Source organism: Variovorax terrae, from assembly GCF_022809125.1.
In the GTDB taxonomy this organism is placed as follows: Bacteria; Pseudomonadota; Gammaproteobacteria; order Burkholderiales; family Burkholderiaceae_C; genus Variovorax_A; species Variovorax_A terrae.
This window is the reverse complement of the sequence record NZ_JALGBI010000003.1, coordinates 469,079-484,330: the sequence shown is the minus strand read 5'-3', so window position 1 is coordinate 484,330 and position 15,252 is coordinate 469,079. Positions and strand designations below refer to the sequence as shown.

11 protein-coding genes are annotated in these 15,252 nt (G+C 71.2%); 5 read left to right on the top strand and 6 right to left on the bottom strand.

Annotation, left to right across the window (positions count from 1 at the left end):
- Window positions 1-167: 167 nt before the first annotated feature.
- Window positions 168-476, bottom strand: a complete 309-nt coding sequence (locus MMF98_RS21690) for a hypothetical protein (RefSeq protein WP_243309426.1) — start codon at window positions 474-476, stop codon at window positions 168-170.
- Window positions 477-533: 57 nt separating this feature from the next.
- Window positions 534-1,739, bottom strand: coding sequence for a murein transglycosylase A (mltA, locus tag MMF98_RS21685; protein WP_423837664.1), 1,206 nt, complete (start codon window positions 1,737-1,739; stop codon window positions 534-536).
- On the opposite strand from mltA, the gene MMF98_RS21680 reads away from it, so the two are divergent.
- Window positions 1,672-1,809 (top strand): hypothetical protein, encoded by a 138-nt coding sequence (locus tag MMF98_RS21680; RefSeq protein ID WP_243309424.1) that lies wholly within the window; start codon window positions 1,672-1,674, stop codon window positions 1,807-1,809. The two genes, mltA and MMF98_RS21680, sit on opposite strands and share 68 nt — an antisense overlap.
- A 13-nt stretch (window positions 1,810-1,822) precedes the next feature.
- On the opposite strand, the gene MMF98_RS21675 is transcribed toward MMF98_RS21680, so the two are convergent.
- The 4 genes from MMF98_RS21675 to MMF98_RS21660 all read right to left on the bottom strand — a co-directional run bounded on the left by MMF98_RS21675 (window position 1,823) and on the right by MMF98_RS21660 (window position 9,497).
- The gene (locus MMF98_RS21675) at window positions 1,823-2,449 is read right to left on the bottom strand and encodes a response regulator transcription factor (protein WP_243309423.1); all 627 of its coding nucleotides are present in this window, start codon (window positions 2,447-2,449) and stop codon (window positions 1,823-1,825) included.
- Complete coding sequence (locus tag MMF98_RS21670) at window positions 2,433-4,478, bottom strand: two-component system sensor histidine kinase NtrB (protein ID WP_243309422.1); 2,046 nt, start codon at window positions 4,476-4,478, stop codon at window positions 2,433-2,435. Before MMF98_RS21670 ends, MMF98_RS21675 begins: the two co-directional genes overlap by 17 nt.
- The gene (locus MMF98_RS21665; protein WP_243309421.1) at window positions 4,475-5,281 is read right to left on the bottom strand and encodes a carbon-nitrogen hydrolase family protein; all 807 of its coding nucleotides are present in this window, start codon (window positions 5,279-5,281) and stop codon (window positions 4,475-4,477) included. Before MMF98_RS21665 ends, MMF98_RS21670 begins: the two co-directional genes overlap by 4 nt.
- Window positions 5,282-5,354: 73 nt before the next feature.
- Complete coding sequence (locus MMF98_RS21660) at window positions 5,355-9,497, bottom strand: YhdP family protein (protein ID WP_423837663.1); 4,143 nt, start codon at window positions 9,495-9,497, stop codon at window positions 5,355-5,357.
- Window positions 9,498-9,552: 55 nt separating this feature from the next.
- On the opposite strand from MMF98_RS21660, the gene glnE reads away from it, so the two are divergent.
- From glnE to MMF98_RS21640, 4 genes are all read left to right on the top strand, one after another.
- A complete protein-coding gene (gene glnE / locus MMF98_RS21655) occupies window positions 9,553-12,390 on the top strand; it encodes a bifunctional [glutamate--ammonia ligase]-adenylyl-L-tyrosine phosphorylase/[glutamate--ammonia-ligase] adenylyltransferase (protein ID WP_243309419.1) in 2,838 nt (945 codons plus the stop codon).
- A gap of 134 nt (window positions 12,391-12,524) precedes the next feature.
- Entirely contained in the window at window positions 12,525-12,767 is a 243-nt protein-coding gene (locus MMF98_RS21650) for a phosphopantetheine-binding protein (RefSeq protein WP_243309418.1), read from the top strand.
- A complete protein-coding gene (locus MMF98_RS23755) occupies window positions 12,764-14,014 on the top strand; it encodes a beta-ketoacyl-[acyl-carrier-protein] synthase family protein (protein WP_243309417.1) in 1,251 nt (416 codons plus the stop codon). Before MMF98_RS21650 ends, MMF98_RS23755 begins: the two co-directional genes overlap by 4 nt.
- A complete protein-coding gene (locus MMF98_RS21640) occupies window positions 14,014-15,117 on the top strand; it encodes an SDR family oxidoreductase (protein ID WP_243309416.1) in 1,104 nt (367 codons plus the stop codon). The genes MMF98_RS23755 and MMF98_RS21640 overlap by 1 nt, the downstream gene beginning before the upstream one ends.
- Window positions 15,118-15,252: the final 135 nt, after the last annotated feature.

Below are 15,252 nucleotides of genomic sequence, written 5' to 3'. Positions count from 1 at the left end.
AACTCTTTGACATCCCGCAGCCGCGCCCGGGAATGGCGCAGGCCCGCGCCAGGCCGCGCGCGCGACGGCCTGACTCGCGTCAACCTCTCGGGTCATCAGGAAGAAAGCAAGCCGGCGTGGCGCCGGGCACGGCGGCGGCAGGACGCCGCCGCGCTGCGGGCTGCGGACTACTCGCGCGCGCAGCGCGCCACCAGCGGCAGCAGCGGATAGCGCAGGATGGCCTCGCGCCCGCTGGCGCCAAGGCCGAACTCGGCCTTCATGCGCAGGTTGCTGTAGACCGACTGGCCCGGGCCTTCGCCGCCGGCGTCGCGGTACAGCACGTCGTAGCCGCGCGAACCGCTGAGCACGGCCGTGTCGTCCACGAATTTCGCGGTGAACTCGATGCCGTGCTCGCAGCGGTACAGCGGACCCGGCGACCGGTCCATGCCCGCGCAGCCGGCCAGCAGCGCCAGCACGCCAATGCTCAAAGCTCTCATTGCACCCTCCGCTACAAAATCAATAGCACGAAAGCACCACTGCACCTGGACCTCTGGCTATTTTGGCCACAAAACCCAGAGCCGGAGCGGTTGTTTGAGGCGGCCGGCCAGTTCGCCGGCCTCGGCGCCCCAGCCGGCGAAGTAGTCGGCCCGCACGGCGCCCACGATGGCGCTGCCCGTGTCCTGCGCCAGCACCAGGCGCTGCAGGTTGAGCTGCGGGCCGCTGGAGGCCAGCCACACCGGCGTGCCGTAGGGAATGCTCTCGCGGTCCACCGCGATCGAGCGGCCCGGCGTCAGCGCCACGCCCTGCGCGCCGCGCGGGCCGAAGGCGGCGTCCAGCTCGGGCAACGCCTCCTCGCGGAAGAACACGGTGCGCGGATTGCTCCACAGCATGTCGTTGACGCGCTGCGGGTTCTGCGCCACCCAGGCCTTGATGGCGGGCCAGGAGCCGTCGCGGATCGCGCCCTGGTCGAGCAGCCAGCGGCCCACGCTCTTGTAGGGCTGGTCGTTGGAGCCGGCGAAGGCCAGCCGCACCAGGCGCTGCGAGCCGTCGGCCTCGGTCACGCGCACGCGGCCCGAGCCCTGGATCTGCAGCACCAGCGCATCGACCGGGTCGGCGAGGTAGGCGATCTCGCGCCCGCGCAGCGCGGCGCGCGCCTCGGGCAGGGTGTCGATCTCCTGGCGCGAGTACCAGGGGCGGCGCTGGCCCAGCGTCGCGGGCGGCCGGTACAGCGGCACCTGGAAGCCCGGGCGCGGCGTGCGCGAGGCCTCCAGCAGCGGCTCGTAGTAGCCGGTCAGCAGGCCGTCGGCGCCGCCCTGCAGCGGCTCGACGCGGTAGGGCTGCAGCCGCGCCATCATCCAGGCGCGCTGCTCGTCACCCGAGGCGATGCTCAGGCGGCGCACCTCGGCGCACAGCGGGGCGAAGGTGGGGCCCGGGCGTTCGCAGCTCTTGATCCAGGCGTTCCAGGCCTCGAACAGCGCGTCTTCGCCGAAGCCCGGCAGCTCGGCCCAGCGCACCGGCTGCCAGCGGCTCTTGCCCTGCGTCAGGGCCGCGGGCAGCGGGCCGCTGTCGCCGGGGTAGGCGGGCTCGCCGGCAGAAGGCCGGGCCGGCTCGGGGGCTTGTGGCGGCGCGCTGGCGCAGCCGGCCAGGATTCCTACAATCGCGAGGGTCGAAACAAGCCACAGGAGTCGGTTCATGGGTCTGATTTTGCTTGAAGCGCTGGGGGCCTTGTTACTGCTCGTGCTGATCGTGTGGTGGACCATGTTCTCGGGCCGCAAGAACGGCGAGCCGCCCGCCGCCGAAGAAAAGAAGGAGCCGCCCGCCCGGGATTGACGCGCGCGGGGCGCTACAGGTTGCGCAGCAGATTGGCCAGCTCCACGGCCGACTTCACTTCCATCTTGTCGAACACGCGGGCGCGGTGCACTTCCACCGTGCGCACGCTGATGTCGAGCTGGTCGGCGATCAGCTTGTTGGGCAGGCCCTCGACCACCAGCCGCATCACGTCGCGCTCGCGCTCGGTCAGCTCGGCCAGCTTGGCCTGCAGGCTGAGCTTCTCGCGGCGCGCCTGCACGACCTGCGCCGAGCGCCTGAGCGCCTGCTCGATGCGGTCCACCAGGGCGTTGTCGGAAAAGGGCTTCTCGCAGAAGTCGAAGGCGCCGCGCTTGACCATGTCCACGGCCGTCGGCACATCGGCGTGGCCGGTCAGGAAGATCACCGGCATGGCCTCGGACAGGCCGCGCTCGACCAGCTTGTCGAACAGGGCCAGCCCGCTCATGCCAGGCATGCGCACGTCCAGCAGCAGGCAGCACGGCTGGGACGGCACGAAGCCGCGCTGCAGGATGCGCTCGAAGGCCTCGGCGCTGTCGTAGGCCTCGCTCAGCAGGCGGCGCGAGCGCAGCAGCCAAGCCAGGGCCTCGCGCACGCCGGCGTCGTCGTCGACGATGAAAACCGTTGCATCAAGCGTTCGTTCCATAGGGGCTTGCCGCCTTCCTGGCGGGCAGGGTGAATTTGAAGATGGTACCCGTGGGCTGGTTCGGCTGGAACCCGAGAAACCCCCCATGCTGTTCCACCACCGTGCGGCACATGCTCAGGCCCAGGCCCATGCCCTCGGCCTTGGTGGTGAAGAACGGCGTGAACAGCCGCTGCGCCACCTCGTCCGGGATGCCCGGGCCGATGTCGGCGACCGAGAATTCGAGCCAGCGGTTGTTGCCGCTGGAGGCGGCGTGGCGCACCTGGATCAGCAGCACGCGCTCGGCGATCTCGGGCCGGTCCATGGACTGCATGGCGTTGCGCGCCAGGTTGAGCAGCACCTGCTCGACCATGGTGCGGTCGCACAGCACGGCGGGCAGGCCGTCGTCGAGCCGGGTCTGCACCCGCACGTAGAGCTTGCGCGCCTGCAGGTACACCAGCGGCATGATGGCGTCGAGCAGGGCCTGCGGCGCCACCGCCTCGCGCTCCTGCTCGCGCCGGCGCACGAAGTCGTGCACGCTCTTGATGACCTTGCCGGCGCGCTCGGCCTGCTCGGCGATGCGCCGCATCGCCAGCCCCAGGTCGGCCATGACGGGCGTGGCGCCGGGCGGCTCGTGCTGCAGCAGGTTCATCGAGCCGGTGGCGTAGCTCGAGATGGCGGCCAGCGGCTGGTTGAGCTCGTGGCTGAGCAGCGAGGCCATCTCGCCCACGGTGGCCAGCCGGGCCGTCGCCTGCAGCCGCTCCTGCGAGGCGCGCGACAGCTCTTCCACGCGGCGCTGCTCGCTGATGTCCAGGAAGGCGCTCATCCAGCCGGTCTGCATGCCCTGAGCATTGATCAGCGGCGCCTCGATGATGAGCACGGGAAAACGGCTGCCGTTCTTGCGCATGAACACCGACTCCGCCCCTTCGCGCGGCGGCGAATGCTGGCCCGCCAGCCGCACGGCCTGGCGCTCCTGGTACTCGCTCACGCGCTCGGGCGGCCAGTAGGGCGCGGGCAGGCTCTGGCCCAGCAGCTCCTCCGCGGAAAAGCCCACCATCTGGCAGAACGCGGGATTGACGTAGGTGATGCGGCCCTGCAGGTCGCGCGCGCGCAGGCCGGTGACCAGCGAGTCCTCCATCGCCTTGCGGAACGCCAGCGCGTCGGCCAGGTCGCGCTCCACGCGCTGGCGCCGGCGCATGTCCTTGCCCAGCAGCACCAGCACCGACACCAGCGCGATCGACATCGCCGTCACGAGCGCGGTCAGCACGTTGGGGAACAGGTCGGGCGCGGCGCGCCAGTTGTCCATGCGCAGCACCAGGGTGTGGCCCGGCAGGTCGAGCAGCTGCTGCGCCGTGAAGACGCGCGAGCCGCGCCGCGACGAGCCGTACAGCGCCAGCCGCGTGCCGTCGGCCTCGGTGAACGAGACCTCCTGGCTGCGCGTGATCTGCCGCCCCACCAGGTCGCCCAGCACCTCCTGCAGCGAGTAGGTGGCGAGCACGTAGCCCGTGAGCTTGCCCGCGTTGGCCAGCGGCAGGCACAGCTCCATCACCTCCATGCCCAGCCCGTCGGGCTGGGGCAGGAAGTAGGAGCTGGAATAGGCCGGGCCGCTGAAACGGCGCGCCGAGGCGCAGGCCAGGCCGATATCGGTCTGCGCGTTGTCGCGGCCCAGGCGCGAGAACACCGGCGCGCGAAACGGCGTGTCGGCATAGGCCAGCAGGTTCAGGGCGTTGTCGCGCCATTCGAGGCGAACCCATTCCCGGTGCTCGCGCAGCAGCGTGGAGGCCTCGAGCGCCCACGAGCCCGGCGTCGGGGTGTTCGACTGCAGGGCCTGCAGGCTCTGCACGTTGCGCGTCAGCGCGGCGCGGATGTCGCTGATGGCGTCGGCGGTGTCGCGCTCGAGCCGGGTCTGCACCTGGCTGGCCTCGTAGCGGCCGGCCAGCCACACCAGCGTCACCAGCAGGGCGGCCACCAGCACCACCAGCAGGGTCCACAGCGTCCAGCGCCGCCAGGGCCTCAGCCAGCCCGACGGCGGCTTGCTCAGCAGGGCCTTCACAGCGTGCGGTGCTCCAGCGCGGGCAGCTGCAGGCGGCATTGCGCCAGGCGCCCGGCCTCGAGCTCGCCCGGCACCAGCCCCGCGCCCTCGGCGCGCTCGGCCAGCACCGTGCCCCAGGGGTCCACCAGCATGGAGTGGCCCCAGGTGCGGCGGCCGTTCTCATGCAGCCCGCCTTGCGCCGGCGCCAGCACGTAGGCCAGGTTCTCCACGGCACGCGCGCGCAGCAGCACCTCCCAGTGAGCCTGGCCCGTCGTGTGGGTGAAGGCGCTGGGCACCAGCAGCAGATCGGCACGAAGCGCCCGGTACAGCTCGGGAAAGCGCAGGTCGTAGCACACGCTCAGGCCGACGCGCCAGGTGCGGCCGCTGCGCGAGGGCAGATCGAACGCCACGGGCTCGCCGCCGCGCTCGATCACGCGCGCCTCGTCGTAGTGCTCGCGCCCGCTGTCGAAGCGGAACAGGTGGATCTTGTCGTAGCGCGCGACGCAGTCGCCGCCAGGCGAAAACACCAGCGAGCTATTGCGCACCCGCGCGGCGTCGCTGCCGGCCAGGGGCAGCGTGCCGCCGACGATCCACAGCCCGAGTTCGCGCGCCGCGTCGGCCAGGAACTGCTGGATCGGGCCGCGGCCATAAGTCTCCTGGAACGCCAGCTTGTCGGTGTCCCGCAGCCCCATGGCGCAGAAGTATTCGGGCAGCACGGCCAGCTCGGCGCCGCCCTGCGCCGCCTCGCGCAGCAGGGTGTGCGCAGCCTGCAGATTGGCGGCGACGCTGGTGGCCGAGACCATCTGGAGGGCGGCGACTTTCATGATGTGCTCCTGGGCAAGGCGCTGATGGAGGCGCTTGTGGGACGGCCTGGGCTTCGGGAAACGATGCGGCGGCTCATGGCGGGGTTCCGGTCTTGCCGTCGGTGGCGGGCTGGCGTTCGACCTTGGTGATCTTGGGGTCGGCCCAGGTGCCGTCGATGTGGAATTCCTGCGTGGCCGCCTGGATCAGCGGGCGCCGCAGGAACAGCTGCGCCAGGAAGCTGCCCAGGCCCACGGCCGGGTTGATGACGGTGGCCACCAGCGAGGCCGTGCCGGCATTGATCTCGGGCACCACCACCACCTTGATGTCCTGCGTTTCCTTGGCGATGTCGGCCCGCCCGTCCATCAGCACGGCCGCGTTCACGCCCTTCATCTGGAGGTTGTTGGTGGAGGCAATGCCGTGGTCGATCTTCACGTCGCCGCGGATGAAGTCGAACGCGAAGCCCTCGCTGAACACGTCGCGGAAATCCAGCGTGAGCCGGCGCGGCAGCGACTGCAGGCTCAGCACGCCCAGCAGCTTGGCCAGGCCCGGGTCGGCCTTGAGGAACTGCCCGTTCTCCACGTTCACGTTGAATTGCCCGCTCATGCTGGGGTAGTCGAGCGAGAGCGGCGAGCCGGCCCAGGCCACCTGGCCTTCGAGCCGGCCCTTGCCGCTGCGGATCACGCCCTTGGTGCCGAAGCGCCCGAGCAGATCGCCCGAGTCGCTGATGTCGAGCCGGAAGTTCATCACGGTGCGGCGCTGCTCGTGCGCATTGCGCGGCCCCGGCCGGGGCCCTCCCGGTGCAACGCCCTGCGCATTGATGGCCGCCCAGTTGCCGGTTGCCGTGAAGACCGCCTCGGGCAGGGTCACGTTGAGCTTGTTCAGGCGCCATTCGCGCACGCCGCCGTCGCGCACCACGGCGCCCGCGCCGCGGTTGACGGCGTCGATCTCGACGCGCCCCAGCTTCTTGCCGCGCAGCTCCATGTCCTCCACCACCACGTCCAGCGCAGGAATGTTGGCGGGCTGCTCGTCGAGCAGGGCCTCCATGTCGTTGGCCGCGCCCTGCGCGATGTTCAGGCGCGCGAGGCGCGCATAGACCCGGCCCGCGCCGGCGCCCGAGGGCTGGCGGTACTCGACATAGCCGTTGAGCTCGGTGGCATCGAGGTTGGCGCGCCAGGTCAGGCCGTCGCGCGAGCCTCCGATCACCACGTTGTGGAGCTGGCGGCCCTCGAAGCTCAGCTCCTTGGCGCGTATCGCCATGCTGGTGGGCAGATAGCCCAGCGCGGCGCTGGGGCCGGCCGCCGCCGCGGACGCGGTGCCGCCCGCGACGCTGGTGCCGGCCGCACCGGACAGCAGGGCCTCCCAGGCATCCAGGTCCACGCTGGCGAGGTTGATGTTGGCCACCACGCCGTCCTCGGGCATGGGCGCCGACTCGCCCGCGGCCAGCCCCACGCCGATGCCGCCGCGGATCACGCGGGCTTCCGGCCCGCTGCTGAGGTCGCGCACATAGGCGATGGAGGCCACGCGCCCCAGGTCGAGCAGCAGCTGGTCCTGCAGCCGCGGCTGGCCGTTCGGGCCCGGCTGCAGCGATTCGCGCACCAGCGTGTTCTCGTAGCGCAGCGGCAGGGCCGCATCAGCGCTCTTGTTCAGGGGTTGCGGCAGGTTGAGCCCCAGCCCCTGCAGGTTGCTGGAGATGGACAGTTCCGCCACGCCGCGCCGGAACCCGAGCGTCGCGACATAGGCCGCGCTGCCGCTGGCGTTTTGCGCCAGGCGCGACAGGAAGCCCAGTTCGCGCGCCTGGCGCAGGCCCTCGGCCGTCGCCACCCCCTGGGCACGGAACTGGGTCAGCGCCTCGGCGCCGGCCGCCCCGGCTGCTGCCGGCGCGGCGCGCATGCCGCCCTCCACGCGCATGTCGCCGCCGAGCACGCGCGCCTGCGCGCCACTGAGCGAGAAGCCGCTCTCTGAAAAAACCACGACCCCGCGCGCGCGCGACAGCACCGGGCTGGCGGGGGTGATCTGCAGGTCGTTGCCGGCCAGCGTGACGCTGCCCTGCACCTTCGACTGCTGGATGGCGTGCACCGGCAGCGTCAGCAGCAGCTTCACATCGGCGTTGCCGGTGGCCGTGGCGCGGTCGAGCGCATGGCCGGTCATGGCCGACAGCGGCGAGGCCGCCACCACGCCCAGGGCATCGCCCAGCGAGCCCTGCACCTGCGCGTTGACCACCACCGTGGTGGCATGCTCCAGATCGGGAATGCGCGCATCGGCCCGGGTGATCTGCAGGCCGGGCGCGCCCGTGAACCGGCCCGTGGCGCCGTTGATCTGCATCGTGGCGCGCTCGAACACCAGCTCGCCCGACAGCTGCGTCAGCGCCGGCCAGGTGGCGCTGTATTGGCTCGCCAGGGTGCTGGGCGCGAAGGCGAACGTGGTGTCCTGCACGTTGGCCGAAATGCGGAACTCCCCGCGCTTGGGATCGGTGAACGGCAGCTCGTGCAGGTCGCCCTTGACGCGGAACTTGACGCCCGAGGCCTTGCCCTGCACGACGGCGGCGCGCACATAGTCGCGCACCGCCAGCGGCAGCGCCGAGGGCAGGTAGCGGTGCACCCGCGCACCCTCCGCGCGGCTGAGCGTGCCCTGCAGATCGAGCACGCCGGGAAAGCGCGAGCGGCTCGCGCTGCGGGCCGGGTCGCTGGTGCGCCAGCTGAGCTGGGCCTCGCCCTGCGCATCCGCATTGGCGAACTTCAGGTTCGACACCGTGGCGTTGATCTGCCCGTCGCGGACCTGCCATTGGGCGTCGGTCGACAACTGGTCGAACGGCACCACCGGGTCGTCGAACACGCCCGGCAACACCAGCGCGCCGCTCTGGATCGCCAGCCTGAGCTTGCCGCCGGCCTGGGTCAGATCGAAATCGATGCTGGCGCCGCGCACCCCGGGAATACCGGCCGCCTCATGGGTTGCGGTGGTGCCGGGAACCGAATCGGCCGGCCGGGCGGCCAGTTCGAGCTGGCTCGCGCGGCCCTTGGCCGTGAACTTGTCCGGCGCGTCCAGCGAGCCTTCCCAGCTCGCCTGCACCGTCTCCACCAGGCCCTTGGGCGCATAAGCCGTCAGCGCCGCATGGGTGGCCGTGCCCAGCGGCAGGCGATGGGCGATCTGGGAAATGGCGGCCAGGTCGAGCTTGTCGGCGCGGAGCTGCCCCTGCGCCGCCACCCGGCCTTCGCCCTGCAGATAGGACGCCGCCACATTGCCGCCGGGCCAGCGCAGGCCCTCCTGGGTCTGGAACTGCAGCCCCTCGGTCGAGAACTCGAAGCCGGTGGCCAGCAGGCGCCCGCTGAAGCGCCCCACCACCGAGGTCAGGGCCAGCGGCTCCAGTTGCGGGCCGAGCCTGACGTTCACCTCATTCAAGGCCACGTCGGCCGTGCCGCCGTCCAGCCGCCCCTTGCTGACCTGGGTCCAGGCGCGCAGGGCGCCATCGCCCTCGCTGACCTCGATCAGGCCGAGGTCGGCATAGCGCCGCAGCTGGGAGACATCGACGCGGGCGAAGTCGGCATAGACCTGTCCATCCCAGTCCTGCCAGCGCCCCTCGTGCCCCGACAGCAGCGGCTGGCGGAACAGGCCGACCAGGCTGAAGCGTTCTCCCCAGCCGGCCGGCGGGGTGGCGTCGAGCCGCAGGTTGTGGCGCCTCGCACTGTTGCGCATCACGAAATCGACCTGGCTCAAGGTCAGCGGCGGCGCGGCGCGCTGCTCGTCGGTCCAGCGCACAGTGCCGCCATGGATCACGAACTCGGTCTGGGAAAAGAACCAGTCGGCGGCGCGGCCGTCGTCGCGGCTGCCGAGGGACAGGTCCAGCCCCGCCACCCAGACCCGGCCGTCGGCCGCCCGGCGGATGTCCAGTTCGGGACGGTCGATGTAGAGCTGCTCGAAGCCGAGGCGCCACATCGAGCGCGGCGAGAGCGCCGCCAGCACGCGCGGCAGCTTCAGGGCTTCGCGCCCCTGCGGGTCGAGCAGGGCCACGTCGCGCAGTTCGAACGCCGGGATCAGCCCCGCCGACTGCGCCGTGATCGCGCCGATGCGCACTGGCACGCCCAGCACCCGCGTCGCCTCGATTTCCAGTCTTGGGCGAAGTTCGCCGATTCGCGGCACAATCCAGCCATGGAGCGCCCCCCAGGCCACTGCGAACAGCAGCCCTGCGCCCAGCAGCAGCCACAATAGCCATTGCGCGGCAGCGGCGGACGCCTTCAGCATGCGTGAGGGGTGCGGCGTCGATTCATTCATTGTGTACTTGGATGTGACAGGAATTATGACCCGCAGTGGTCCCGAGGGCTTTGAGCAGAACAGTGAAGTTTTGTTAAACGGCGCGGCCCTCGCCACGTCCGATCCCGCGTCCCCGGCGCCGGCAGACCAACCGCTTTCCTCCCATTCGCGCTTCGCCCAGCGGCTGCGCCGCCGCTATGGCGCGCAGCTGCCCTTGCTGCCCGAAGGAGCGCCGGTGCGCGCCACCCTGGAACAGGCTTTCCAGGCGCTGCGCCGGGACGTCGCCGATGCCGGCACCGCCCTGCGCATCCTGCGCCAGCTCGTGATGGAGCGGCTGATCCATCTGGACTGCGATGCGCAGGCCTCGCTGCAGGTCGTGACCCGCGCCGTCACCGAATTGGCCGAGTTCGCGCTCGACGTGGCCTGCACCCAGGCCTGGCAGGAGCTCGACGCCCAACATGGCGCGCCGCGCACGCCGGAGGGCGAACGGGCCCAGCTGTGGGTGGTCGGCATGGGCAAGCTCGGTGCGCGCGAGCTCAACGTGTCCAGCGACATCGACCTGATCTATGTCTACGACCACGGCGGGGACACCGCGGGCACGGCCGACGGCCGCGGCCGCATCTCCAACCATGAATACTTCGCCAAGGCCGTGCGGATCATCTACGGCCTGATCGGCGACACCACCGAGCATGGCTTCGTGTTCCGCGTCGACCTGGCGCTGCGGCCCCATGGCAACTCCGGGCCGCCGGCGGTGTCCCTGGGAGCGCTGGAAGAATATTTCCAGGTGCAGGGCCGCGAGTGGGAGCGCTTCGCCTGGCTCAAGAGCCGGGTGGTGGCGCCGCTGGCCTGCGTGGCCGGTTCGGCGCAGGCCCTGCGCGGCGCGGTGCTGCCCTTCGTGTTCAGGCGTTATCTCGACTACAACGTGTTCGACGCGCTGCGCACGCTGCACCGGCAGATCCGCGAGCACGCCTCGCGCCGCAGCGCGGGCCGTCCCGAGCGTGCCAACGATGTCAAGCTGTCGCGCGGCGGCATCCGCGAGATCGAGTTCATCGTGCAGCTGCTGCAGGTGGTGCGCGGCGGCCAGTTCCCCGAGCTGCGCACCCGCCCCACGCTGGATGCGCTGCAGCGCCTGGCGCGGGCCGGCCTCATGCCGCAGGATACGGCGCAGGCGCTAGCCCGGGCCTATGAATTCCTGCGCCGCGTGGAGCACCGCATCCAGTACCTGGACGACCAGCAGACCCATGTCCTGCCCACGCAGGACGACGACCTGGCCTGGATCGCGCAGGCCATGGGCTATGCCGATTGCTGCGCCTTCCTGCACGAGCTCGATGCGCACCGCGAGTTCGTGGCGCAGGAGTTCGACACCCTGCTGGGCAACGGCACGCCGGCCACCGACCCGGACTGCAAGAAGAGCTGCGGCTGCAACGGCCCGAAGGGCGGCCGGGCCGCCGCGCCGGAGCTCGACGACCTGCTGGAGCAACTGCCCGGCCAGTTCCGCGACCGCGTGCTGCTGTGGCGCGAACATCCGCGCGTGCGGGCCTTGCGCGAGGATGCGCGCGCACGCCTGGCGCGGCTGGTCCAGCGCACCGCGCAGTGGCTGCGCGAAGGCAAGGTCAGCGAAGACGCAGCGGTGCGCCTGGCCGACTGGATCGAGCCGCTGCTGCGGCGCGAAAGCTACCTGGCCCTGCTGCTGGAGCGGCCCTCCGTGCACCTGCGCCTGCTGCGCCTGCTGGGCGCGGCCCGCTGGCCGGCGCGCTACCTGCTGCTGCACCCCGGCGTGATCGACGAGCTGGCCAGCGATGCCATGCTGTCTGAGCGCTTCGTCGCGGCCGACTTCGAGCGCGAGCTCGAACAGCGCCGCGGCGCGCTGAAGTCCACCGGCGAGGACGACGACGAAACCCTGCTCAACCTGCTGCGCCGCGCCCACCACGCCGAGGTGTTCCGTACTCTGTCGCGCGACGTCGAGGGCCGCCTCAGCGTCGAGCAGGTGGCCGACGACCTGAGCGCGCTGGCCGATGCCGTGCTGCGCGTCACGGCGCGCTGGTGCTGGCAGCGCCTGAAGAGCAAGCATCATGACGAGCCCCGCTTCGCCATCATCGGCTACGGCAAGCTCGGCGGCAAGGAGCTCGGCTACGGCAGCGACCTGGACATCGTGTTCGTCTACGAGGACGAGGACGAGCGCGCGCCCGAGGTCTATGCCGCCTTCGTGCGCAAGCTGATCAACTGGCTCACGGTCAAGACCGCCGAGGGCGACCTGTTCGAGATCGACACCGCGCTGCGGCCCAACGGCAACTCCGGCCTGCTGATCACCACCTTCCAGGCCTACGCCAACTACCAGCAGCAACGCGGCAGCAATACCGCCTGGACCTGGGAGCATCAGGCCATGACGCGCGCGCGCTTCGTGCTGGGCGGAGCGGAAGCCCCCGCGCCCGGCGCCGGGCAGTCGCTGCGCGAGCGCTTCGACGCCGTGCGCCGGGCCGTCATCACCGCGCCGCGCGACGTGGCCGCCCTGCGCGGCGAGATCGTCGCGATGCGCGACAAGGTGCGGGCCGCGCGGCCCGTCAAGGACGACCGGTTCGACGTCAAGCACAGCCCCGGCGGCATGGTGGACGCCGAGTTCGCGGTGCAGTTCCTGGTGCTGTCGCAGTCCGCCCGCCACCCGGAGCTGATCGACAACGTCGGCAACATCGCGCTGCTGCTGCGCTCGGAGGAGCAGGGCCTGCTGCCCGCCGGCGTGGGCCAGGCGGCGGCCAGCGCCTACCGCGAACTGCGCCGGGTGCAGCACCAGGCGCGCCTGAACGAGGAGCCGACCCAGGTCGAGCCGCCGGCCCTGCAGGCCGAGCGCGAGGCCGTGCTGGCCCTCTGGGCCGCCGTGTTCGGCTGACCGGCTGCGGCGGCCAGCCGGCCCGCCTTGGTCAGGTGGCGGTCATGCTTGTACGGCAAACTACGGATGCGTGTTCGACACTGCGCCTTTACATTTCCTTTACAGTATGGCTCCCGTCGAATGAGAGATTTTTCTTGGCTAACACCTTTGAGCGACTGATTCAGCTCATCAACACCCAACACCATCTGGACACCAGCGCCGTCACGCCCGAGACCGGGCTGGCCGACGTGGGGCTGGATTCACTGGCCGTGGCCGAACTGCTCTTCTCCATCGAAGAAGAATTCGGCGTCGACCTGGGCAATGTCGCGCCTGACGCCGTACCCGCCACCGTTGGCGAGATCGTCACCCTGATCGACAGCAGCCGCGCCGCATCGTGAGCAGCGCCTCTCCCGCGGCCTGGATCACGGGCATTGGCACGATCGGTCCGCAAGGCAGCGGCTGGCAGGCTCTGTGCGACGCCCTGCAGCAGCCCACCGCCTGCTTTTCCCATGTTCCCGAGAGCTGGCTCCAGTACCCCGGCGCGCCGGATGCCTTCATCGCCTCGCTGAACGCCGAGTCCGAGCAGGAGCTGCGCCAGTTCGAATCGGTCAGCACCGACCGCGCCTGCGCCCTGGCGCTGCGCGCGGCCAGCGAGGCCTGGGCGCAAGCGGCGCCGGCCGTCGACCCGCGCCGGGCCGGCGTCTACTGGGGCACCGGCATGGGCGGCCTGCACACCACGGAATCCGGCTATCACCGGCTGCTGGTGGACCACGCGCCGCTGCGCCCCATGACCGTAGTGCGCATCATGGGCAATTCGGCCGCGGCGCAACTGGCCATCCAGTACAAGCTGCAGGGCCCCAACCACACCTACAGCGTGGCCTGCGCGTCCTCGGCCTCGGCCCTGGGCGAAGCCCTGCTGGCGCTGCGCGCCGGCCGCATCGACCTGGCCCTGGTGGGCGGCAGCGAAGCCATGCTGGCGCCCGGCGTGATGGCCGCCTGGGGCGCGCTGCGGGTGCTGAGCACGCGCAAGACGGTGGAATCGGCCGAACTCGCCTGCCGGCCGTTCTCCAGCAAGCGCAGCGGCCTCGTGATCGGCGAGGGCGCCGCCGCCTTCGTGCTGGAGAGCCCGCGCCACGCCATGGCGCGCGGCGCGCGGCCGCTGGCCGAGCTGGTGGGCTACGGCACGAGTTGCGACGCCGCCTCGCTGGTGCATCCGCAGACCGCCGGCCAGGTGTACGCCATCCGCCAGGCGCTCGACGACGCCGGGCTGCAGCCCCAGGACATCGGCACTGTCAACGCCCACGCCACCGGCACCGATGCCGGCGACGTGGCCGAGGCCCAGGCGCTGGAGCAGGTGTTCGGCGCGGCGATCCCGCCCGTCAGCGCCACCAAGTCGCAGCACGGCCACCTGCTGGGCGCCGCCGGCGCGCTGGAGGCCGCGGTCTGCGTCGCCAGCCTGCAGCAGCAGCTGATCCCCGCCACCCTGGGCTCCGAACCTCGCGACGAGCGCTGCGCCCGCCTCGATGTGAGCGCGCACCCCCGCACGGCCTCCCTGGAGTACGTGCTGTCCAATTCCTTTGCGTTCGGCGGCTCCAACGTGTCGCTGATCTTCAAACGCGCCCCTTCCTCCCAGGACACCGACTGATGCGCATCCTGCTGACAGGCGGCACCGGCTTTGTAGGGGGGGCGGCTGCGGCCGATCTCGCCCAGCGCGGCCTGCTGCCGCAAACCATTTTTCTGGTGCGCGCCGCCAGCCCCGAGCAGGGCTGCGAGCGCCTTCGCGACAACCTGCTGCGGTTTGGCGCCACGGCCGCCCAGGCGCAGGCGGTCACGCCCGCCCAGGTGATCTGCGGCGACCTCACGGGCATCGACGCCTTCGCCGAATCGCCGCTGCTGGCCGGCCTCACGCATGTGATCCACTGCGCGGCGCTGGCCACCTTCTCCAGCAACCCCAAGATCTGGGCCAGCAACGTGGACGGTACGCTGGCGCTGGCACGCGCGGTGATCGCGCGCTCCCAGCTCACGCGCTGGCTGCAAGTGGGCACCGCCATGTGCTGCGGGCCGGGCCTGGCCTCGCCGGTGCACGAGTCGTGGGAGGCCGGCCTGCAGGACGACACCCACCTGGTGCCCTACACCCGCTCCAAGGTGGCGGTGGAGCATGCGCTGCGCGCGCTGCCCGGCCTGCCGCTGGTGGTGGCGCGGCCCTCCATCGTGGTCGGCCACAGCACGCTGGGCTGCGCGCCCTCGCCCAGCATCTTCTGGGTGTTCCGCATGGCGTTCGCGCTGGAGCGCTTCACCTGCGCGCCCGACGAGCGCATCGACATCATCCCGGCCGACTGGTGTGCGCGCGCGCTGGTCTCGCTGTGCCTCAAGCCCACGCTGGCGCACGACCTGTACCACGTCTCGGCCGGCCTGGGCAGCAACCGCTTCACCGAGATCGACGCGGCCTATGCCGCGGCGCGCGGCACCGAGCCGATCGCGCCGCGCTACCAGCAGGTCGAGGTCGACCGGCTGCGCGAGCTGGTGCCGCTGTTCGAGCAGCGCCTGGGCAAGGTCAACCGCCTGCTGATCCTGCGCGCGCTGATGCTGTACGGCGCCTTCGCCGAACTCAACTACGTGTTCGACAACAGCCGCCTGCTGGCCGAGGGCATCGACGCCGCGCCGCCGCTGGCCGGCTACATCGCCGAATGCGTGCGCACCAGCGAATCGGTCCCCATGACCGAGCAGATGGCGCACGACTTCAAATGACCCGTGGCGGCCACGGCCTTTGCGTGCGCCGCCATGTTTGTATGCTGTAATTTCCCGCAAGAATCGGAGCACGCCGGCCGCCCCGCCCGGGCCGTCACGCCAGCTCCGGGCTGGTCACCGGGCCAGGCCCGCCGT

What these genes read in the sequence shown, in the direction of transcription:
- MMF98_RS21690 (WP_243309426.1), bottom strand. Translation starts at nt 476, where the DNA reads ATGAGAGCTTTGAGCATTGGCGTGCTGGCGCTGCTGGCCGGCTGCGCG.
- MMF98_RS21680 (WP_243309424.1), top strand. Translation starts at nt 1,672, where the DNA reads ATGGGTCTGATTTTGCTTGAAGCGCTGGGGGCCTTGTTACTGCTCGTG.
- MMF98_RS21665 (WP_243309421.1), bottom strand. Translation starts at nt 5,281, where the DNA reads ATGAAAGTCGCCGCCCTCCAGATGGTCTCGGCCACCAGCGTCGCCGCC.
- MMF98_RS21675 (WP_243309423.1), bottom strand. Translation starts at nt 2,449, where the DNA reads ATGGAACGAACGCTTGATGCAACGGTTTTCATCGTCGACGACGACGCC.
- mltA (WP_423837664.1), bottom strand. Translation starts at nt 1,739, where the DNA reads ATGGTCCACCACACGATCAGCACGAGCAGTAACAAGGCCCCCAGCGCT.
- glnE (WP_243309419.1), top strand. Translation starts at nt 9,553, where the DNA reads ATGACCCGCAGTGGTCCCGAGGGCTTTGAGCAGAACAGTGAAGTTTTG.
- MMF98_RS21660 (WP_423837663.1), bottom strand. Translation starts at nt 9,497, where the DNA reads ATGCTGAAGGCGTCCGCCGCTGCCGCGCAATGGCTATTGTGGCTGCTG.
- MMF98_RS21640 (WP_243309416.1), top strand. Translation starts at nt 14,014, where the DNA reads ATGCGCATCCTGCTGACAGGCGGCACCGGCTTTGTAGGGGGGGCGGCT.